Source organism: Streptococcus sp. sy010 (assembly GCF_007859175.1).
Taxonomy (GTDB): domain Bacteria; phylum Bacillota; class Bacilli; order Lactobacillales; family Streptococcaceae; genus Streptococcus.
In genome coordinates this window covers 152,762-174,570 of the sequence record NZ_VOHO01000002.1, presented here as the reverse complement: position 1 = coordinate 174,570, position 21,809 = coordinate 152,762, and the positions used below count along the sequence as shown (strand labels likewise).

The 21,809-nt window shown below is 39.8% G+C and carries 20 protein-coding genes and 1 pseudogene; 9 read left to right on the top strand and 12 right to left on the bottom strand.

Annotation, left to right across the window (positions count from 1 at the left end; genetic code table 11):
* Positions 1-37: 37 nt before the first annotated feature.
* On the top strand, positions 38-2,350 hold the full coding sequence (gene pflB, locus FRX51_RS03315) for a formate C-acetyltransferase (protein WP_146495823.1): 2,313 nt from the start codon (positions 38-40) through the stop codon (positions 2,348-2,350).
* A 36-nt stretch (positions 2,351-2,386) separates the two neighbouring features.
* Here pflB and FRX51_RS03310 read toward each other — a convergent pair whose 3' ends face one another.
* Genes FRX51_RS03310 through uvrA form a run of 3 tightly spaced genes read right to left on the bottom strand, consistent with a single transcriptional unit; the run spans position 2,387 to position 6,748 of the window.
* Complete coding sequence (locus FRX51_RS03310; protein ID WP_146461136.1) at positions 2,387-2,839, bottom strand: cytidine/deoxycytidylate deaminase family protein; 453 nt, start codon at positions 2,837-2,839, stop codon at positions 2,387-2,389.
* Between the two features lie 10 nt (positions 2,840-2,849).
* Positions 2,850-3,911 carry a Xaa-Pro peptidase family protein gene (locus FRX51_RS03305; protein WP_146495821.1) on the bottom strand — a complete coding sequence of 354 codons (1,062 nt, stop codon included), beginning with the start codon at positions 3,909-3,911 and terminating at the stop codon, positions 2,850-2,852.
* A 14-nt stretch (positions 3,912-3,925) separates the two neighbouring features.
* Positions 3,926-6,748 (bottom strand): excinuclease ABC subunit UvrA, encoded by a 2,823-nt coding sequence (uvrA, locus tag FRX51_RS03300; protein WP_146495819.1) that lies wholly within the window; start codon positions 6,746-6,748, stop codon positions 3,926-3,928.
* 192 nt (positions 6,749-6,940) lie between these two features.
* On the opposite strand from uvrA, the gene FRX51_RS03295 reads away from it, so the two are divergent.
* Positions 6,941-7,885 (top strand): magnesium transporter CorA family protein, encoded by a 945-nt coding sequence (locus FRX51_RS03295; protein ID WP_146461129.1) that lies wholly within the window; start codon positions 6,941-6,943, stop codon positions 7,883-7,885.
* 15 nt (positions 7,886-7,900) lie between these two features.
* The gene (locus FRX51_RS03290; RefSeq protein ID WP_146495817.1) at positions 7,901-8,572 is read left to right on the top strand and encodes a DUF1129 domain-containing protein; all 672 of its coding nucleotides are present in this window, start codon (positions 7,901-7,903) and stop codon (positions 8,570-8,572) included.
* A 56-nt stretch (positions 8,573-8,628) separates the two neighbouring features.
* Here the strand turns inward: FRX51_RS03290 and der are convergent, their stop codons facing one another.
* From der to FRX51_RS03255, 7 genes are all read right to left on the bottom strand, one after another.
* Positions 8,629-9,939: a ribosome biogenesis GTPase Der gene (der, locus tag FRX51_RS03285; RefSeq protein ID WP_146495815.1), complete on the bottom strand. Its 1,311-nt coding sequence runs from the start codon at positions 9,937-9,939 to the stop codon at positions 8,629-8,631.
* A 21-nt stretch (positions 9,940-9,960) separates the two neighbouring features.
* Positions 9,961-10,869: a primosomal protein DnaI gene (gene dnaI, locus FRX51_RS03280; RefSeq protein WP_146495813.1), complete on the bottom strand. Its 909-nt coding sequence runs from the start codon at positions 10,867-10,869 to the stop codon at positions 9,961-9,963.
* Positions 10,870-12,030 (bottom strand): DnaD domain protein, encoded by a 1,161-nt coding sequence (locus FRX51_RS03275; protein WP_146495811.1) that lies wholly within the window; start codon positions 12,028-12,030, stop codon positions 10,870-10,872.
* On the bottom strand, positions 12,017-12,514 hold the full coding sequence (gene nrdR, locus FRX51_RS03270) for a transcriptional regulator NrdR (protein WP_146461119.1): 498 nt from the start codon (positions 12,512-12,514) through the stop codon (positions 12,017-12,019). The genes FRX51_RS03275 and nrdR overlap by 14 nt, the downstream gene beginning before the upstream one ends.
* 90 nt (positions 12,515-12,604) lie before the next feature.
* Entirely contained in the window at positions 12,605-13,138 is a 534-nt protein-coding gene (locus FRX51_RS03265) for a DUF177 domain-containing protein (protein WP_146495809.1), read from the bottom strand.
* An 18-nt stretch (positions 13,139-13,156) separates the two neighbouring features.
* Positions 13,157-14,050: a zinc metalloprotease HtpX gene (gene htpX / locus FRX51_RS03260; RefSeq protein ID WP_146461114.1), complete on the bottom strand. Its 894-nt coding sequence runs from the start codon at positions 14,048-14,050 to the stop codon at positions 13,157-13,159.
* Between the two features lie 16 nt (positions 14,051-14,066).
* Entirely contained in the window at positions 14,067-14,615 is a 549-nt protein-coding gene (locus FRX51_RS03255; RefSeq protein WP_146495807.1) for a LemA family protein, read from the bottom strand.
* A gap of 143 nt (positions 14,616-14,758) precedes the next feature.
* On the opposite strand from FRX51_RS03255, the gene rsmG reads away from it, so the two are divergent.
* Together rsmG and FRX51_RS03245 are read left to right on the top strand one after the other, a co-directional pair.
* Entirely contained in the window at positions 14,759-15,472 is a 714-nt protein-coding gene (rsmG, locus tag FRX51_RS03250) for a 16S rRNA (guanine(527)-N(7))-methyltransferase RsmG (RefSeq protein ID WP_146495805.1), read from the top strand.
* Positions 15,473-15,615: 143 nt separating this feature from the next.
* Positions 15,616-15,927: a bacteriocin immunity protein gene (locus tag FRX51_RS03245; RefSeq protein WP_146495803.1), complete on the top strand. Its 312-nt coding sequence runs from the start codon at positions 15,616-15,618 to the stop codon at positions 15,925-15,927.
* A 66-nt stretch (positions 15,928-15,993) separates the two neighbouring features.
* On the opposite strand, the gene FRX51_RS03240 is transcribed toward FRX51_RS03245, so the two are convergent.
* Both FRX51_RS03240 and FRX51_RS03235 read right to left on the bottom strand, forming a co-directional pair.
* On the bottom strand, positions 15,994-17,040 hold the full coding sequence (locus FRX51_RS03240; protein ID WP_146495801.1) for a zinc-binding dehydrogenase: 1,047 nt from the start codon (positions 17,038-17,040) through the stop codon (positions 15,994-15,996).
* Between the two features lie 817 nt (positions 17,041-17,857).
* The gene (locus FRX51_RS03235; protein WP_146495799.1) at positions 17,858-18,301 is read right to left on the bottom strand and encodes a hypothetical protein; all 444 of its coding nucleotides are present in this window, start codon (positions 18,299-18,301) and stop codon (positions 17,858-17,860) included.
* A 276-nt stretch (positions 18,302-18,577) separates the two neighbouring features.
* Between FRX51_RS03235 and FRX51_RS03230 the strand changes: the two genes are divergently transcribed.
* From FRX51_RS03230 to FRX51_RS03215, 4 genes and pseudogenes are all read left to right on the top strand, one after another.
* Positions 18,578-18,952, top strand: coding sequence for a hypothetical protein (locus FRX51_RS03230; RefSeq protein WP_146495797.1), 375 nt, complete (start codon positions 18,578-18,580; stop codon positions 18,950-18,952).
* A 17-nt stretch (positions 18,953-18,969) separates the two neighbouring features.
* On the top strand, positions 18,970-20,382 hold the full coding sequence (locus FRX51_RS03225) for a hypothetical protein (protein WP_146495795.1): 1,413 nt from the start codon (positions 18,970-18,972) through the stop codon (positions 20,380-20,382).
* A gap of 256 nt (positions 20,383-20,638) precedes the next feature.
* Positions 20,639-21,495: pseudogene (locus FRX51_RS03220) on the top strand (replicative protein).
* A gap of 44 nt (positions 21,496-21,539) precedes the next feature.
* On the top strand, positions 21,540-21,797 hold the full coding sequence (locus FRX51_RS03215) for a helix-turn-helix domain-containing protein (protein WP_146495793.1): 258 nt from the start codon (positions 21,540-21,542) through the stop codon (positions 21,795-21,797).
* Positions 21,798-21,809 lie beyond the last annotated feature (12 nt).

The following is a 21,809-nucleotide window of genomic DNA, read 5'->3' as shown; positions in this document are numbered from 1 at the left end:
AATAAGGATAGACCAAAAGATATTAAGGAGGACGTCTATGGTAACTGTTAAAACTAGTACTGATATTTTTGAAAAAGCTTGGGAAGGCTTTAAAGGAACTGACTGGAAAGAAAAAGCTAGTGTTTCACGCTTTGTCAATGCCAACTACACCCCTTATGATGGTGATGAAAGTTTTTTGGCTGGTCCAACTGAACGCTCACTTCGTATCAAGAAAATCGTTGAAGAAACCAAAGCAGGTTACGAAGAAACTCGTTTCCCTATGGATACTGACCGTGTAGCCTCTATTGCGGATATTCCAGCAGGCTATATTGATAAGGAAAATGAACTCATTTTTGGCTTACAAAACTCTGAACTTTTCCGTTTGAGCTTTATGCCAAAAGGTGGTATTCGTATGGCAGAAACGACCTTGGTTGAAAATGGCTATGAGCCTGATCCTGTCCTACATGACATTTATACCAAACACACTACCACAGTAAATGATGGTATTTTCCGTGCTTATACGTCAAATATTCGTCGGGCTCGCCACGCCCATACGGTAACTGGTCTGCCAGACGCTTATTCACGCGGTCGTATCATTGGTGTCTATGCTCGATTGGCATTGTACGGTGCTGATTACCTCATGCAAGAAAAAGTTAATGACTGGAATGCCTTAACTGAGATTGACGAAGAAACTATCCGTCTGCGTGAAGAGATTAACTTGCAATATCAAGCCCTTGCCGAAGTCATCAAGTTTGGTGAACTTTATGGTCTTGATGTTCGTCGCCCAGCCTTTGATACCAAAGAAGCTATCCAGTGGACCAATATCGCCTTTATGGCTGCTGCTCGTGTTATCAATGGTGCTGCCACTTCACTTGGTCGTGTACCAATTGTTTTAGATATTTACGCTGAGCGTGATTTGGCTCGTGGTACTTATACCGAGTCTGAAATCCAAGAATTTGTTGATGACTTTGTCATGAAACTTCGTACGGTTAAATTCGCTCGTACTAAAGCCTATGACCAACTTTACTCTGGTGATCCAACCTTCATCACAACCTCTATGGCTGGTATGGGGAATGACGGTCGTCACCGTGTGACAAAAATGGACTACCGTTTCCTTAACACGCTTGATAATATCGGCAATTCACCAGAGCCTAACTTGACAGTTCTTTGGTCTAGTGAACTCCCATACGCTTTCCGTCGTTATTGTATGCACATGAGCCACAAACATTCTTCTATCCAATATGAAGGTGTGTCAACCATGGCTCAAGAAGGCTATGGTGAGATGAGCTGTATCTCTTGCTGTGTGTCACCGCTTGACCCAGAAAATGAAGATAAACGCCACAACATCCAGTATTTCGGTGCTCGTGTTAATGTCATGAAGACCCTTCTCACTGGATTAAACGGTGGTTATGATGATGTCCACAAGGATTACAAGGTCTTTAACGTTGTTGAACCAATCACTTCAGAAGTTCTAGATTTTGATGAAGTGAAAGAAAACTTTGAAAAATCATTGGATTGGTTGACTGATACCTATGTTGACGCCCTAAACATCATTCACTACATGACAGACAAGTACAACTACGAAGCTGTTCAAATGGCCTTTTTACCAACTCATCAACGTGCTAATATGGGATTTGGTATCTGTGGTTTCGCTAATACCGTTGACACCCTATCAGCGATTAAGTATGCGACCGTTAAACCAATCCGTGATGAAGATGGCTACATCTACGATTATGAAACAATTGGTGATTTCCCTCGCTATGGTGAAGATGATGACCGAGTAGATGACTTGGCTAAATGGCTCATGGAAGCCTTCTATACTCGTTTAGCTCGCCACAAACTTTATAAAAACGCTGAAGCGACTGTGTCACTTTTGACCATCACATCAAACGTTGCTTATTCTAAACAAACTGGTAACTCTCCAGTCCATCGTGGTGTCTTTCTAAATGAAGATGGCACTGTAAACACTAGCCAAGTTGAATTCTTCCCACCTGGAGCTAACCCAACTAGCAAATCTCGTGGTGGTTGGTTACAAAACCTTAATTCCCTTTCAAAACTTGAATTCTCTCATGCTAATGATGGTATCTCTCTAACAACCCAAGTATCGCCACGCGCCCTTGGAAAAACAAGAGATGAACAGGTTAATAACCTCATCACTATCCTAGATGGCTACTTTGAAAATGGTGGTCAACATGTCAACCTCAATGTTATGGACCTTAACGATGTCTATGAACAAATCATGAGCGGACAAGATGTTATCGTTCGTATCTCTGGTTACTGTGTCAATACCAAGTATCTCACTAAGGAACAAAAAACTGAGTTGACACAACGTGTCTTCCACGAAGTCCTATCTATGGATTCTGCCTTATAACCAAAAAGTCCTAGAAAATTCTAGGACTTTTTTCATTTAATCGATTCCCAAACTCAGCTTAGGCACCTCATGCTTGATATAGGGGATTTGCTTATCCTCTAACAATTTAATAGCAAAGGGATGAGGGCGATACTCTGTTTTATAGGTAATCTTGCCAATACCTGCCTGTAAAAGAGCCTTGGTACAGTTGACACAAGGAAAATGTGTGACATAAAGTTCTGTTTCTGCCGTTGAAATCCCTTCTTTGGCACATTGGATAAGAGCATTCATCTCAGCATGCACCGTTCGGATACAGTGGCCACTATCCATCTGATGACCAATATCATCACAATTTGCTGTTTTTGACACCCCACCATTGTAACCTGTTGCAATAATACGCTTGTCCTTGACCAAGACTGCTCCAACATAAGCACGATTACAGGTCGAACGCTTAGAAATCAACTCTGCATTTGCCATAAAATAATCCTGCCAAGATAGACGTTCAGCCATCACTCAACTCCTATAAGACAATCAATTCTTTTGGTGCACTGGTTAGCACTTCACAACCTGTTTCGGTAATGAGCAGGTCGTCTTCAATACGAACACCATATTTGTTATCTAAGTAAATACCTGGCTCATCTGTTACCACCATACCTGCTTGAAGAGTGTCTTTTGTTTTAGTGAAAAATGGTAATTCGTGAATATCCAAGCCCATACCATGCCCAATCGAGTGTGTAAAGTTATCGCCATAACCAGCCTTATCAATCACACGACGAGCCACACCATCAAAATCAAGATAAGTCATGCCAGCCTTGGCTTGTTCAATCAAAGTTTTATTACTACGAAGAACAATATCGTAAATCTCACGCTCTTCATCAGTCACATGACCGATGTGAATAGTTCTTGTCATGTCGCTGACATAGTGCTGATAGTAGCAACCAAAGTCCAGAGTCAAACTTTCACCAGATTTAATCACCTTATTACTAGCAACACCATGCGGCATAGCTGAGCGGTAACCACTCGCCACGATAAATTCAAAGGAAGCACCTGCTGCACCCAGAGCTCGCATACGTTGGTCTAGGAAATGATTAACTTCCATCTCGGTTGTGACATTTGGTTTAATAAAGTCCAACACATCTAGAAAGGCTTGGTCTGAAATTTGACAGGCACGGCGAATGGTCGCAATCTCACTGGCATCCTTGATGATTCGTAACTCTTCAACAAAATTGGTTAATGGTTTAAGCTCGTAAGCCTCAAATACCGTTTGTAAGGCTTGATAAAACTGATACGACACCTGGCTATCAAAACCAATACTTGTCAAACCATCATCTTTGATAATTTTGGCAATCTCTACCAAGGCTTGACGTGTTTCTACAATATCAAAGCCCTTGATTGATTCTTTTGCCATCAAGGTATAACGCGAATCCGTTAGAAAAAGACGGCGATTTTCACTAATAAAAACCGTACCTTCTGTCCCCCAAAAACCTGTAAGGTAATAAACATTGTTTTGACCTGTGACTAATACAGCGTCAACATCAGTCTGTGCTAATTTGCTTTCAAATCTTGCTAAACGTTCTTGCATGGGTTATCTCCTTTTTATAATTTTGTTTTCAAATAGTGTCCAGTATAGCTTTCGGCAACTTGGGCGACTTCTTCTGGTGTACCAGTGGCAATAATCAGACCACCGCCAACGCCACCTTCTGGACCTAAGTCAATCAGATGATCGGCAGTCTTGATGACATCTAGATTATGCTCGATCACTAAGACGGTATTGCCGTCATCAACAAAACGCTCTAAAACCTTCAATAGACGAGCAATGTCATCGGTATGTAGGCCTGTGGTTGGTTCGTCAAGAATGTAGAAACTCTTACCTGTGGAACGTTTGTGAAGTTCACTGGCTAATTTCATACGTTGGGCTTCACCACCTGAGAGAGTCGTTGCTGATTGCCCCAGAGTGACATAACCCAAGCCCACATCTTGAATGGTCTGTAATTTGCGAGCAATTTTAGGAATGGCTGCAAAGAAATCAAGGGCATCATTGACCGTCATCTCAAGGATTTGAGCGATATTTTTGTCCTTATAGTGAACTTCTAAGGTTTCGCTATTATAGCGAGTGCCATGACAAACTTCACAAGGGACATAAACATCTGGTAAAAAGTGCATCTCAATCTTGATGATCCCATCACCTGAACAAGCTTCACAACGGCCACCCTTAACATTGAAACTAAAGCGTCCTTTTTTGTAACCACGAATCTTAGCTTCATTGGTTTGGGCAAAAAGGTCACGAATATCATCAAAAACCCCCGTATAAGTTGCAGGATTAGAACGCGGCGTCCGTCCAATTGGACTCTGATCAATATCAATCAAACGATCGATATGTTCAATTCCAGTTACCCCTTTATGCTTACCTGGTTTTTCAGAATTACGGTTAAGGGCTTGGGCTAGGGATTTTTTCAAGACACTATTAACCAGGGTTGATTTCCCTGAGCCAGATACCCCAGTAACAGCTATAAATTTACCTAGTGGAAAAGCCACATCAACTGTTTTTAGATTATTTTCACTAGCTCCCTTAACCTCAATAAAACGACCATTACCCACTCGTCGTTCTGTTGGAACAGGAATCACTTTCTTACCAGATAGGTATTGACCTGTGATAGACGCCTTATTTTTAGCAACTTGCTTTGGAGTTCCTGACGCTACAATTTGACCACCAAATTGACCTGCCCCAGGACCAACGTCAATCAGCCAGTCGGCTTCTCTCATGGTATCTTCATCATGCTCAACTACAATCAAGGTATTGCCTAAATCCCTCATTTTTTTCAAACTGGCAATCAAACGGTCGTTATCTCGCTGATGCAGACCAATTGACGGCTCGTCTAGGACATAGAGGACTCCACTTAGGTTAGAGCCAATCTGAGTCGCTAAACGAATGCGTTGACTCTCACCACCAGAAAGAGTTCCAGCCATACGTGACAGGGTTAGGTAGTTTAAACCAACATTATTAAGGAAGGTCAAGCGATCGGTGATTTCTTTAAGAATCGGTCTGGCAATAGCTGCTTGATTCTCATTTAGTTCCAACTGATTTGCCCAAAGCAAATGATCTGAAATGGACAGATCTGCTAGTTGTCCGATATGAAGCCCTGTTTCCCCACCTAACTGAACAGATAAGGCTTGATCATTCAGACGGTAACCTCGACAGGTCAAACAAGGCAACTCGTTCATATAAGCTCGCATGACATTACGCGTATAATCACTGTTCGTTTCACGATAGCGACGATTAATATTGGTCACCACACCTTCAAAAACAATATCAATATCACGTATGCCACCAAATTCATTTTCATAATGAAAATGAAACTCACGCTCACCTGAACCGTAAAAAATTAAGTCCTGATATTCCTTGGCCAATTTCTCGAAAGGCATGTCCATGCTAATGCCAAATTGATCCATGGCTTGTTCCAACATCAAAGGATAATAATTAGACGAAATGGGATTCCACGGAGCTAGAGCTCCCTCACGCAATGTTTTTGTACCATCAGGAACAACCAAGTCTAAATCAACTTCTAGTTTATTACCCAAACCATCACAGGTAGCACAAGAGCCAAAAGGAGCATTAAAAGAAAACAGACGAGGTTCTAATTCTGGCACAGTAAAGTGGCAAACTGGGCAAGAGTAATGCTCAGAAAAGAGTAATTCCTTACCGTCCATAGTGTCGATAATGACATAGCCATCACCCAAGCGTAAGGCTGCTTCAACCGAGTCAAATAAACGGCTACGGATACCCTCTTTATTGATTAAACGATCAATGACCACTTCAATATTATGCAGTTTACTCTTAGACAATTCTGGGACATCAGCCAAATCATAAATCTCACCATCCACTCGCACACGAACATAGCCATCTTTTTGAACACGTTCTAGTATGCCTTTATGCTGTCCTTTTTTACGTCGGACAATCGGGGCTAAAATTTGCATTCTCGTTCGTTCGGGCAACTCCAATACCTGATTAACAATCTGCTCAACTGAAGATGCTGTAATCGCCCCATGACCATTTGGACAATAAGGAATCCCAACACGAGCGTAAAGCAAGCGAAGATAGTCACTGATTTCTGTCACTGTTCCTACGGTTGAACGTGGGTTCTTACTAGTTGTCTTTTGGTCAATCGAAATGGCTGGACTCAAGCCTTCAATAGAGTCAACATCCGGTTTTTCCATATTCCCCAAGAATTGACGAGCGTAAGCTGACAAGCTCTCAACATAACGGCGTTGCCCTTCTGCATAAATGGTATCGAAAGCCAGACTAGATTTACCAGAACCCGATAAACCTGTCACGACCACTAACTGATCACGAGGAATTTCAATATCAATATTTTTCAAATTATGGGCGCGTGCCCCACGAATAACTAATTTATCTTGCATTTTTCTCAACTTCTTTATTTGTGATTAGGCTGCTTTCATTATAACACAAAGCTCATCTTCTGTACCTTGATAAAGTCACAAGCTCTCTTGATTTGCTAAGATTCAACTTTTTTTAACCAGTCGCCCCAAAACCTATCTTTTTATAGTATAATAGAAAGAGTATGTATTGACAACGTAAGGGAGGGCTTGAAGATGAAACAAATGTTTCTTTCAAATGCAAGAGAATTCAAGGAAATTGACACATTCCAACCTGGAGCATGGATCAATCTTGTCAATCCTTCCCAGGAAGAGTCTGTCCAGTTGGCTGAGCAATTTAATATCGACATCACTGACCTAAGAGCACCTCTTGATGCCGAAGAAAGCTCACGTATTGCTTCTGAGGACAACTATACCTTGATTATCGTTGATGTGCCTACCCAAGAAGAACGTAATGGAAAGAGTTACTATGTGACCATGCCTTTGGGAATTATTGTCACAAAAGAAGCAGTTATCACGACTTGCTTAGAACCTCTTTCTCTCTTTGATTACTTTCTCAATCGACGGATTCGTAATTTCTATACGTTTATGAAAACTCGCTTTGTCTTTCAATTACTCTATCGTAATGCCGAACTCTTTCTAACTGCCTTACGTTCCATTGACCGCCAAAGTGATAAAATCGAAGCCGAACTGGAAGCAGCTACCAAAAATGCTCAATTGATTGACATGATGGAGTTGGAGAAGTCTATCATCTACTTAAAGGCTTCGCTTAAAATCAATGAACGAATCGTCAAAAAACTGTCTAGCAACGCCTCTAGTTTGCAAAAATATATTGATGACGAGGATTTACTAGAAGATACCTTGATTGAAACCCAACAGGCCATTGAAATGGCTAGTATCTATGAAAATGTCTTGAATGTCATGACAGAAACTTCAGCTTCTATCATTTCAAACAATCAAAATACGATTATGAAATCATTGGCTCTGATGACCATGGCTCTCAACATTCCAACCGTTATCTTTTCAGCCTACGGCATGAATTTCCAAGACAATTGGCTGCCACTCAATGATATGCCTAAGGCTTTTTGGATTATTGTCTTAATCGCTGCTCTTGGCAGTTCATCTGTTGTCCTCTACTTTTTCCGTAAAAAATGGTTCTAACCCCAAGGAGTATTTATGTCTATCCAAAATTTAACTAAGAAAAATCAAGATTTTATCAACATTGCCACTCATCAACTCATGAAAGATGGTAAAACAGACAGCGAGATTAAAGCTATTCTTGAAGAAGTTTTACCGAGTATTTTGGAACAACAAGGTAAGGGCGTTCCTGCCCGTAACTTCCTTGGTGCACCAACTGTTTGGGCTGCTAGCTTTAGCCAACCGACCGAAACAGAACAAGAAACTGTTGCTGAAGAAAAAAACACCAAGCCATTACTGATGTGGTTGGATAGCTCTTTCTTTTTATTAGCTATTGTCTGCCTGATCAATGGTATGATGGCTATTTTCAATCCTAAATCAGTCAACACTATTTCTTCAGGTTTAACCACCCTACTGACCCTTGCCTTTGTTGGAGGCTTGGCCTTTTACATGATGTACTATTATATTTACCGTCATGCCAATAAACCTCGTAGCGAACGTCCAAGTACTTGGAAATCTCTAGGAATTATCTTTTTGGCAACACTTGTTTGGATGATTCTTTACACACTCACACCACTATTGCCAAGTGCACTTAATCCTAGCCTACCTGTTTGGGGCTTACTCCTATTATCTGCGTGTGCCTTTCTGGTCTGCTACTATCTTCGCCGTCACTACAAGGTGCAGAGTGCGTTTGCTCCGCCACGCAAATAAGCTAGATATAACGACACATAAAAACCAAGTTGAGATGAACTCGACTTGGTTTTTTCTTATTTTCGTTTACGAGCAATGAGATGGATTGGTGTTCCTTCAAACACAAAGGCTTGACGGATTTGATTTTCTAAAAAGCGTAGGTAAGAAAAATGCATCAATTCTTCTTCATTGACAAAAATCACAAAGGTTGGTGGTTTGACAGCCACTTGGGTGGCATAGAAAATCTTCAAACGTTTACCTTTATCAGTCGGTGTCGGGTTAATGGCAATGGCATCCATGATGACATCATTAAGCACTGCCGATGGAATACGCAGATTTTGATTTTCACTAATGGTCTTAATCATCTCTGGTAATTTGTGTAGGCGTTGCTTGGTTACAGCAGACACAAAGATAATCGGTGCATAAGAGATATATTGGAAATTGTCACGAATATCTGCTTCCCATTGACTAACCGTATGATTATCTTTTTCAAGCGTATCCCATTTGTTGACAACGATAATAATTCCTTTACCTGCTTCATGGGCAAAACCAGCAATTCGCTTGTCGTACTCACGAATCCCTTCTTCTGCATTGATAACCATTAAGACCACATCAGAACGGTCAATGGCACGCATAGAACGCATGACAGAATATTTTTCTGTATTTTCATAGACCTTACCTGACTTACGCATCCCAGCGGTATCAATCATGACATATTCTTGACCACTGCTATCCGTAAAACTGGTATCAATAGCGTCACGCGTTGTGCCTGCGATTGGACTAGCAATCACTCGTTCTTCGCCCAAAATTGCATTGATCAAACTAGACTTACCGACATTAGGACGACCAATCAAACTAAACTTGATAACATCAGGATTGTCCTCTTCGTGTTCAGTTGGCAAGTGATTGACAATCGCATCTAGCACATCACCTGTTCCAATACCATGAACAGAAGATACTGGATAAGGATCACCCAAACCGAGTGAATAAAAATCATAGATTTCATTACGCATTTCTGGATTATCGACCTTATTAACTGCTAGAATAACTGGTTTGTTAGTTCGATAGAGAATCTTTGCTACATACTCATCCGCATCGGTGACGCCTTCCTTGGCTGAAACGACAAAAACAATCACATCTGCTTCGGTCATGGCAATATCTGCCTGATGTTTGATTTGCTCCATAAATGGCGCATCGACATCATCAATTCCCCCAGTATCAATTAGACTGAACTGGCGATTGAGCCATTCGGCACTAGTATAGATACGGTCACGAGTGACCCCTTCCACATCTTCAACGATAGAGATTCGCTCTCCTGCAATCCGATTAAATAAAGTTGATTTGCCAACGTTAGGACGTCCGACAATAGCAACTGTTGGTAAAGCCATTTTGATTTCTTCGCTTTCTTTTTATGATAAACGGCGATTTTCGCCTTCTAAATGTAATTCACTTGCTAAATAACGTATGCGTTCCATGACTCGCTTAGTCTGCCAACGCTCATCTTGATCTTTAACCAAGGCTAACTTATTCTCCAAGTCTGCCATGCTATAATTAGACGTGAAAAAGGTAGGCAATTCTTCTTGCATACGATATTGTAAAATCACCTGTAAAACCTCATCTCGTAACCAAGAACTAGCCTGCTCTGCTCCAATATCATCTAGAACTAACACTTGAGCTGTTTTTAACACATCAATTTCTTCCTTAACACTAGCAGTTTTAATGGCATGCTTAATGTCAATGGCAAAGCTTGGGTAGTGAACCAAAGTTGTACTCACCTGTTTTTTTTCAGATAGTTCATAGGCTAGAGCTGCCATGAGAAAGGACTTCCCAATTCCCATATCGCCATAAAGGTAAAGTCCTTTAGCCTGTTTTTCTGGATAAGCCTTGACAAAATCAACTAGAGATTTAAGAACAGTCAAACGTTTATGGTCATCCAAATGAACATCATTTTCAAAACTAATATGACGATAGGCCTTTGGGAGATTCAACAATTTTACACGACCTGTGATTTCTCGTTCTTCTTGCTGTGCTTTAAGCTCTGCTGTTTCCAGATAAGACACGTCCGCATAGCCTTCATTCATGACCAAGATCGGCTGATAGCCCTTTGCCACATAAGCAGAGTCCTTACTTAAAAAACGTTGTCGTTCAATCAGATACTGATTAAACTTCGGCAGACTACGCTTAATTTCTTCCTGTGACAAGCCCTCCCGGCTAATAAATTGAGCAATATCACTATCAGCCAATATGGCTTGTAACCGTTGTCTTGTTTCAACCTTTTGAAAACCATCACGGTTCAGGGTTTGACTAATCTTTTTCATCTAGTCCTCCTTTCTCAACTGGGCTAAAAGGTCCTGCTTAATATTTTTTAACCTAGCTTTATCTTCATCACTGGTTTGATTTTGGTAATCTTGATTACTCCACTGGGGAATATTAGGTTTAGTCATTTTTTTAGCCGACACCTTAGACTGACTAGACGGTTTCATGCCGATTTTCAGATACCTCAAAGCGGCTTCCGCACTGTTAATCTTTTTATAAGCAAAATCATTGGCTAATTTCAAGACATAATTTCGATTCAAATTAGTTGAATTAGTCTTTTTTAAACTATACATGATGATGACATTGATTAGCTCATCCAATAAATCCTTACCAACTAATTCAGCAATCAAACGCCGTTCACTATCTAAAAGACTAGCTTGATAAGGTTTTTTTAATAAAGCTAGTAACGCTTCCGGTTGCTGACGTTTAACTTCCTGTAAAATAGCCTCTTCTTCTTTAGAAAATTTACCTGATACCGTCTGTTCTTGTTGCAGTTTCTTCGATAAAATCCGTTTTGGGTAGATAACCCCTTGATAAGAGGTTTCCTTAGCTAATTGATACAAGGTTAACCAATCCAACTTAAATCGCTCAGCTAACTCATACAAGGCTAAAACATCATCCTGCTCCTTGGCAAAACGTAGCCGTTCTTGAAGCATTCGCTTTTTGAAAGGCTCCAAATCAAAGACGGCCTGTTTGATCTCAAATTGTGGTTCTAACGAGGTAGAAAAAACAGCTGAGAAAGATTTAGTGAGTTTAGTCAAACCTGTGGGCAACTTAACCTGCAAACTAGCGACTGCTTGGACACCTAAGGCCTTTTCTAGCAAGGCACGAAAAGCAGCATTTGCTAAAAATTCCTCGGTTGGTAAAGGGGCCTTTAAGTGAACTAAATAAGCACTTCTTTCTAAATCTTGGTAAAGGTCTAACAGTTCGATTGCAACTAGTCGATCCAAGGCTTGATTTAACTCTTGCGGTGTGAGTTGCAGTTGATCTAATAAATGACTCACTGACCATTCTCTTGAACCATCATCAAAAAAAGTCACAAAATAATAATAAAGGCTAAGGGCTTTTTGTCCCATAACTGGTAAATAAAGGCGGTGCAAACTCTGATGATTGGGACTCAACCAGTTATGTGCCAAATAAGAAAAGCGATCAGTCGGTTTCATCTGCTACCTGACTAGACTTGCCTTTGCTGCGAACTTTTTTAGTAATTTGTTTCAAGAGTTCTTCAATTTCATCCACATCCTTAAAACTGCGATAGACACTGGCAAAACGAACATAAGTGATTTCATCTAATTCTGCCAATTCATCCATAACCAAATTACCGATAACCACACTAGAGACTTCACTGTCATAATCCATACGAATTTTTCGCTCAATTCGGTTAATAGCCTTATCAATGTCATTACTTGAAACGGGACGCTTTTGAGCACTTTGAATAATCCCATTTAAAATCTTATCTCGAGAAAACTGCTCTCTTGTCCCATCCTTTTTAATCACCAATAAAGGCGAGTCCTCCACACGTTCAAAGGTCGTAAAACGTGCCTGACAATCATCACAAACACGGCGACGACGAATAGCCTGACCGTCTTCAGCTTGACGGCTATCAACAACACTAGATTTATTACCTTGACACTTAGGGCACCGCATTTTTTTTTACTCCAATCATTCTTTGCTTATCTATTTATTCTACCATATTTTAGGTAATTATAAAAGGAAGGGCCAACCCTTCCTTAAATTCTAATCATCAAATAAACCATCTAAAGCTGCAAAAGGATTGTTAGCCTCTTTTTCTTCAGCTTTGAGGTTCTGATATTGACTTTCCGTCAACACGACCCAATCATTACCTGATGGTAACTGATCTGCCTTAGCCTCTTCTTCCGTCAAAACTTTTAGAGGAATGTTTAACAAGATATTATCAATCACACTCTCAGCTAAATCAATCGCATCACCTTCAACAACCAAAACAAGATGGTCTTCAACCAAGTCTTTTTTGTCTGCGACTTGACTGGCTTCAATAAAAATCTCATCAACCAAAAGTTGCTCAGTCAAATCAACTGGCACTAAAGAACGACTAGATGGCAGAGTGATGACATAAGACAAGTCATAACTCAGATGATACAAGCCATCTTCGTAAACCACACGTCCCTTGGCAACAAGAGCTGCTACTTTCAAAATCTCTGGCTGTCTATCTTGAAGAGCTATTGTGACATCTAAACTTTTTTCAAAAGAAAGACCTTCTTGACTTTTCTTGATCTCATTAAGATTAAACACTGCTTTCTCCTTGTCTTACTACATCTGTCTCAAACGTTCAATTCGATCAGCAATTGGTGGATGAGTTTGAAAAAGTGCTTGAAAATCCTTTGACTTACGAGGATCACTAATATAAAGTGCCGCACTCGCATCATCTACCTGCTGACTCATAGGAGCAGATTGATCTAATTTTTGTAGGGCATTGATCATCCCTTGAGGATTACGGGTTAGTTCAACAGAACTTGCATCAGCCAAATACTCACGTTGGCGAGAAATAGCCAGACGAACCAAGGTGGCTGCCATTGGCGCTAGCATAATAGATAATATCGCAAAAACTAGAATTAAGGCAGAGGCACCACTGTTGTCACGATTATTTTGACGACGACGTCCCCCACCATACCACATCATACGACCACTCATACTACCAATTAGAGTTATTGCACTGGTTAAGGCAACCGCAATCGTTGAAATACGAATGTCATAATTTCGGATATGGCTGACCTCATGTCCCATAACACCCTCTAACTCTTCACGATTCATGACGGCTAGAAGTCCTGTAGTTGCAGCTACCGCAGCATTTTCAGGCTTAGACCCTGTCGCAAAGGCATTTAATGCCCTATCTTCAATAATGAAGACACGTGGCATCGGAATCTGAGCGACCATAGCCATGTCTTCGACGATTCGATAAAGTTCTGGAGCTTCATTTTCCGTGACCTCACGAGCATTATTCATAGACATGACCACGTTAGTTGATTGAAAAAGCATGCTCATGGCATAGATGGCACCAATGATGAGAGCAATCACGGCTCCGCCACCTAAACTCCCCCACATGAGATAACCGACACCTGCTCCCAATAGGGCTAGCAACGCAAAAAAGGCAATCAAAAGCAAGACAGTCCGACGCTTATTACTTGCAATTTGTTGATATAGCATATTGACCTTTCTTTAATTAGAAGTTAAATTCCACTTTAGGTACTGCTTTTTCTTCCTCTGGTGTTTGTAAAAATTCACTGGCCTTGAAACCAAAAATTCTTGCAAACAGGTTGGTTGGGAAAGTTTGCAACCTAGTATTGTAATTTGCTGTTGTTGTATTGTAAAGCTGACGCGAATAAGAAATTTTATTTTCAGTGTTGGTCAACTCGTCCTGTAGTTTAACAAAGCTAGCATTGGCTTTCAAGTCAGGATAATTTTCTGCTACTGCAAACAGACCTGACACTTGTTTAGACAAGGCGTCGCTGGCTTGCATGGCTTCGTTTGGTGTTCCAGCACTCAAGACTTGTGTACGAAGTTGCGTAATTTTTTCAAAGGTCTTTTCTTCGTAGTCTGCATAACCCTTAACCGTTTCAATCAGATTGGGAATCAAATCATTACGGCGTTTAAGTTGGACATCAATCTGACTCCAAGCCTCCTGCGTTTGCATTCGACTCTTTACTAAACCATTGTAAGCCGAAATCCCAAATAGAGCCAAAACGACCACAACAATAATCATAATCCACATGTTTCTTACCATCCTTTCTTGTTTTGAACATTATACCAAAAATCCTGTCATTATGCCAGTTGGAGCTAGTTAGCGAGCGACTAGCTCACTTTTTTTCCCCTTATTTTTATGGTACAATAAAGTCAAGGAGAAAAGAAACACTTATGACACCTGATGTATTTTACCAACTCTTGGCTGAGGCTGGCTTTGCCCTATCAGACCAACAAAAAGAGCAATTCGAAACCTATTTTGAGCGATTGGTTGAATGGAATGAAAAAATCAACCTGACTGCCATTACGGAGAAAAACGAGGTCTATCTGAAACACTTTTACGATTCTTTGGCACCGATTCTCCAAGGAAAAATCACCAATCAAGCCTTGAACATCTTAGATATTGGGGCTGGGGCAGGTTTTCCTAGCCTCCCTATGAAAATCCTCTTTCCTCAGTTAAATGTCACCATTATTGATTCGCTCAACAAACGCATTAACTTTCTGAACCTACTCGCCCAAGACCTTGGTCTGACAAACGTGCAGTTTTATCACGGACGTGCCGAAGACTTTGGTCAAGACAAGGCATTTAGGGGACAATTTGACATCGTTACGGCTCGTGCCGTGGCTCGCATGCAAATCTTATCTGAGTTGACCATTCCCTTTCTCAAAATCAAGGGTCAGCTCATCGCACTCAAGGCTAGCTCTGCTGAAGAAGAATTAGATCAAGCTAAAAACGCTCTAAACCTTCTCTTTGCTCAAGTTGATGACACAATCAACTACCAACTACCAAACGGTGATGACCGTAATTTGACTATCGTGGTCAAGAAAAAAGAGACCCCCAACAAATATCCTAGAAAAGCAGGGCTACCAAATAAAAAACCACTATAATCCCTTGATAAGTGGTTCTCCACAACAGAAAGCTCTTCAAAGCAAGATCAATCTTTCTTTTGAGGCATTATTGACCAGTCGCAAATAAAGACAAAGCATGTTTATCTACTATGCCGTCTGCTTAGATTAGGAGTGATTTGCCTATGATGAATTATAAGAAAATGATAACTGATGTTCTAAACGATCCAGAAGTCAAACAAAATCAGCGACTCCATACCTTGTTTTCTAAATCATTATCACGATACTTAAAAAATCACGATCGAACAGAAATTGCTTATCTTGTTAATGACATCTCCTATTACTTAATCTTAAATAACTACATTGCCCCTAAGATTGTGCTTGACTTTGCCACTAAAACCCAAAAAGAATTACATAGGCTAAGAGGACTGGGTTCCGCCCTAGATATGTTAGCCACGTCAATTTTAGGATTTGTGATTAAAGATAAAGTAAAATAACAGACAGTAGTAAGCTACTGTCTGTTATTTTTGTTCTTTTCTAGCTTAACTAAACCAGCAAACACCTTATTCAGCGACAACGAGCATTGACTTAATCGCCTTACGGTCTGCCATGTCTTGATAGGCCTGATTAACCTCTGCTAAATCATAAGTGTGCGTAAAGACTTTTCCAGGATTGATATTGCCATCTAACACTTCTTTGAGCAAGAACTGCTTGTCATAAGTGGTAACTGAGGCAGAACCGCCACCAATGGTGATGTTTTGAGCAAAGGTCGATCCAATTTTCCGATCGCCATAGTGAGGGACACCGACTGCTCCGATACGTCCACCATTGTGGAGAACCCCCAAGGCTTGCTCAAGGGCTGCTTCTGTTCCAACACATTCAAGGGCAACATCTGCACCGCCGTTTAGAATCTCACGAACCTTTTGGATACCTTCTTCACCACGTTCGGCAACCACGGCTGTCGCACCAGACGAGAGTGACATTTGTTGACGATCTTCATGACGACTCATCATGATAATTTGAGAAGCTCCACGCATTTTAGCTGCGATTACAGCACATTGACCAACTGCGCCATCACCAATGACAACAACCTTATCACCTGCTTGAACATTGGCTACCCGTGCGGCATGATAACCTGTTGGCATCACATCTGCCAAGGTCAAGAGAGATTTTAACATCCCTTCAGAATAATCTGACGGTTGACCTGGTACTTTAACAAGTGCCCAATTAGCATAATGGAAACGTAAATATTCTGCTTGGAAACCACCACCCCAATTCGTTGGTGCAGGATGATTATCACAAGTCCCATCAAATCCTGAACGACAGGCATCACACTCACCACAACCATGTGTGAAAGGCACAATGACAAAATCTCCTGGTTTCACTGTCGTGATGTCAGGTCCGACTTCTTCTACAATACCAAGTGCCTCATGACCACTATTGATTGAGTTGTGCTCACGAGCATCACCATGTGAGTATGACCACAGATCAGAACCACAAACACAAGCACGCACAATTTTAATAATGGCATCATCCGTTGCTTGAATAGTCGGCTTATCACGCTCCTCGACAATCATCGACCCTGCTTTTTCAAAAATAGCAACTTTCATTAGTCATCTCCTTATCATATTGGTGCCACTCATTATAACATAGACTTAATAAAAAGGCTATTGTCCTACTTACTGTTGACTATTCATCAAATACTCACTGGCATTGTTAGACATCACAATCTAAGTGATGCTTTCTTTTTAGATTCAATAAAAACACACGCTAGATCAGTCTGCTCCAAAAGAAAATCAGAAAAAATCTGTTGTGAGGAGGTTTGCCCAAAATGGGCTGAGCCAAAAAAGTTTGTGAGGAGAACAAATCCATTTGGAAAACAGCTCATCACAACTGTGAGAAAGTCAATCCCTTTTGGGCAAGCAAGCTCAAGACTATGAGCATAGCTGCCTTTTTTGGGAAAAGTTCCTCACAGTTGTCAGTACATCTACCTATTTTGGACAGACCTCATTTACTTAGTTAGACTATCCCATGACTCTTGGAAATAACTAGATACATTCTACAATAGATTATCATGATAGATACAAGTAACCTTTTCAAAAAATAACAAAAAAGCACCCAAGAGAGAAACTCTTTGGTGCTTGAAAACGTTGATATATCGCTGATAATTAACGTTTTGAGAACTGGCTAGCTTTACGAGCTTTCTTAAGACCTGGTTTGAACAACTTTTATTTGAATAAATTTCAAAAGGCTTTAATATCAGGCATTTACACGATTTTCTGAAAGCGTTATTTCAATAAATTTCAACTAATTTCATTTGAATGGTGTGAATTTTACCCTAAAAATCACTGAATTGAGCTAAAAAATCCCAAAAAGTTCACACCACTAAAATACTCTTATGCTACACAATAACATAAGAGTATTTTTTTATACCAATTTCCAAATCTTATGAATGGCAGATTTTGGTAAATCAGACGCTAAGTTTGAATTATAATACAGATGACCACTTGCGTTAGAGAATACGCCACCGCTATGTTCCAACTCTCGAATATCTTCTATAGGAACAATCACAGTTTCAAAACGTGCTATATTTCCTTTTGTAAAAGCGTAAGCTATGCAAGGAATAACATGATGAGGATAGGATTTGACAAACTCTTCAAACTTATCCACTGCTTTTTTATCGGCTTTATAACTTGGACTTTCTTGCTCAGAGAATTGCTTTGAAAGAAGATAAATTAACAACGGAGTTTCATTGTCTTTTTGAGCAAGTAAATAACCAGATTCTTCCATTAGTTCAAACCCTACAAATTCTAATGTAGATTTGGTTAGGCTAGTACATAATTCTTTAACCGTTTTTCGTGATAATTTCATTGTAATGACCTCTATAAATTGTTTTATTTAATTATATCATATTTTTTACAAAAAGAATCTTTTTTGTGTTTTTGTTTCTTGACAATCGATTTCCTTTCTGTTAGAATGAGTATAGAATCAAAGTTAGTTGTTTGATTCTATACTATGTCTGTTTTTAGAATCAAAACTATGAGTATGTTTCTAAAAAGTCCAGCTCACGACTTTAAACCGAGCAATAAACTATAACTTGTTAGACTACTTTAAGTCTGACCATGCTTTAATTAAAAGGAGGTCATTATGGCTTTAAAAAATTTAAATTTTTTTCTATCTTTTAACGCTCCACTTTTTCTTGCTCGTAAGGAATTGAGATTTGTCTCAGCTTCTCGTTGGTCAGAAAAAGGAGAAAACGGTTCTGAAACTGAGAAAGGCGTTAAAGTTGCTCTGCTCATATTCTTAGATGATTCAGATTATCCAAACGATAAGACGAATCTAGGAGAGCAACTGATTGTCAAAGTCCCCTACGCTTCTCTAGACGATTTCAAGGACTTCTTACCTATGAAAACGGTTTGCGAGTTAATAAACATCGAAAAGGCAGTTGTTTATGGTGAATATCGCAATCAATTAAGCCTTACTGCTTCAGTAATTAAAGCCGAAGACTCTATAGAATTGTAATTTAAGAGGTTAGAAATATGATTATAATTGTTATTATCCTTTTGATAATGTTTATCACATTTCCTGACTTTAGAAAGAACTGGATATCCTCTTATCAATGGATAGAAAAAGAGTCAGGTAATGATGTATTAGGGAAAGTTGTGGCTAGTTTGGCTGCTACTATTATAGCACCTGTTATGACCATTATTAGTTCTATTAAACATCAGTTAGTGAACAATAAGCAAAAAGTATCTGAACCCACATCACAAGAAAGGTATGACTCGTTCGTCAACTGGTTTAATGCTGTCCTAAGTTCCGATTTAAATTCAGATGAGGATTTAAAGAGTATTCTTGCAGGGTGGAATTGGTTTAATAATGGTCTTGTTCTACATTTCAAGTATAGACCTAAAGAGAACGAACTCTCTGACATCGCAGAGAGGCTCCAATCTTATAACATGAATTTTGGTTGGGCTTATAGAAATCTCGGAGAATTGTATTTACACAATTTTGACACAACCTCTAATTGGTCAGTACCAGTACTATTTATCGACAAAATAGTAGAGAATGAAGCGAGCAGAGTGGCAGAGCTAGCTCGTGTTGAGCGTGAAAAAGAGCTTGATTCTTTGCCTATTGATTTTGGATTTATTGCCACAAAGCTAATCCCCAATGAAAAAGGTGAGTTGCCTTTATGGTTGAATAGACAAGGAGAGGTCCAATTCAGCTCCTTCGATACTCACATGCTTTTAACTGGGGCAACAGGTTCCGGAAAAACTTCTGCATTACTTTATCTGATTGGAACAATCAATATGGCACGCCAGGAGACGAGTGATAAGCTATATATCCTTGATTATAAGCGAGGAAAAGATTGGTCACTATTTGTTGAAAATGATGCTGATTTCTATACTCATGGAGAATCAACAAAAGAGACTTTTGAAGAACTGTATAAAGAGTATCGGAGGTATCTAGCAGGTGATAAGGAAATTGGAGACCGTATTATTTGGGTCATTATCGATGAATTTTCATCGATTGTTGAGTCCTTCCCAACTAAGAAAGAGAGAGATGAATTCCTTCGTAAATTCGGTGAGATGTTGCGATTATCAAGGAATATCGGTAATGGTAAAGGCGGTTATAGGTTCATTGTAGGCTTACAACAGGCAGACGCTTCTGTCTTTAATGGATCTTCAACAAGAGGAAATTTCGGAATTCGAATGGCTCTTGGAGGGCTTACGACCGAGGGAGCAAGAATGGTTTTTGACGTAACAGAACAAAGTGATAACCCTGAAAGTTCTAAGCCAGGTAAAGGATTTATTCAAGTTTATGGCTATCCAGTTAAAGCCATTATGATGCCACATATTCAAGACCATAATATTTGGTTGTCACATACTCTTATATGGGATGGTAGAATCTCCGAGGAGAGGGTTACTGACGAGTGCGATAAAACGCAATATTAAGGGCTATAACCATCAGATGATTAAATTTTTATGCCGTGAAAGTTTGTTGCACAGTAGGCTAAGATAAATTTAGACTGGTTGAGGCGGTGCGGTCGAACTCTGTTCGTCCGTGCCGACACAATCAGCTTAATCATCTTAGGGAACCTGTTTGTCAACAAAATCATGGAATAAATCAGAATTTAATCATCGGAAATTCAGACGCTCTTAACTTGATAAGCGTCACACAAAAGCACATTGCATTAAAAGGAGAACTATCATGAATCAAATAATTGATTCCGAAAAAATCGTTAAGAGCTATATATATGGCAATACTGTTGAAATGACAACTGCTAATGGTCAACAAGAACAGACTATAAAAGTGATTGAGGGCAAACGCTACGTGAATCTTGAAACAGGAGAGATTCATGACATGGACACTTCTAATAGCACCCGTTTAGACAATCTGAAGTCAGCGAAACAAACTATGAAAAAATTACGCCGTCTAGTTGCTCATAATTTTACTGGGGGAAACAATCAACTTTGGATAACTCTAACATATCGTGAACATGTCACTGAAACCAACAGAGTGTATCAGGACTTCAAGGCATTTATTAGGCGTGTTCGGAGTAAGTTCGGTCATGTCGAATATATAGCTGTGATAGAGCCTCAAGCCTCAGAGCGTTGGCATCTCCATATTTTACTAAAGAACGATTCCGAACTCACTATCCCAAACGATGTATTATCACAACTATGGGCGAAAGGCTTCACTAAAACGAAGCGTCTTCGTAGCTCGGATAAGGTCGGCAACTACCTAGTAGCGTATCTCTCTAATCTTCAACTTGATTCCTCTAGTAATTCCGATAAAAAATCCATAGTGAAAGGGGCTAGGCTTTATATGTACCCAAAGGCGTTAGAATTTACCGTACCTCTAGGGGAATTGAAAAACCTTTAGAGATAACCACTTCAAAGGGAGAAATTATGAAAAAGTTTAATATTCACAGCCCGCCTAACTTTTCCAGGACTACCAGACACGAAACACCTTACGGTGAAAAGGAATATGTGACTGAGTTTTACGACAACATAAAAAGCCTGTCAGACACTTTTAGCGGAGCAACTGACAGACCTCCAGAGTAGTGAGATTATCACTATTCCTATTCTAACATAGATAGGGGTATTTTATGCAAGTAATTTTATCTGATGAACAGATTTATCAAATTCAGCTATTGATTGCTGATTTAATCAAACGAGAAATTAAAAATCAACTAGATAGTAGCAATATTGAAAGTCCATTCTTGAACAAACAGCAAGCTTGTGATTATCTAGGAATCGCAAACAACACACTGGATTCTTGGATTAAAAAAGGATTGCCAGTCATTCGAGTTGGAAAAACAGTCCGCTTTGATAAAACTGAACTCAATCGCTGGTTGCAAAAGTAACATTTTTACCGT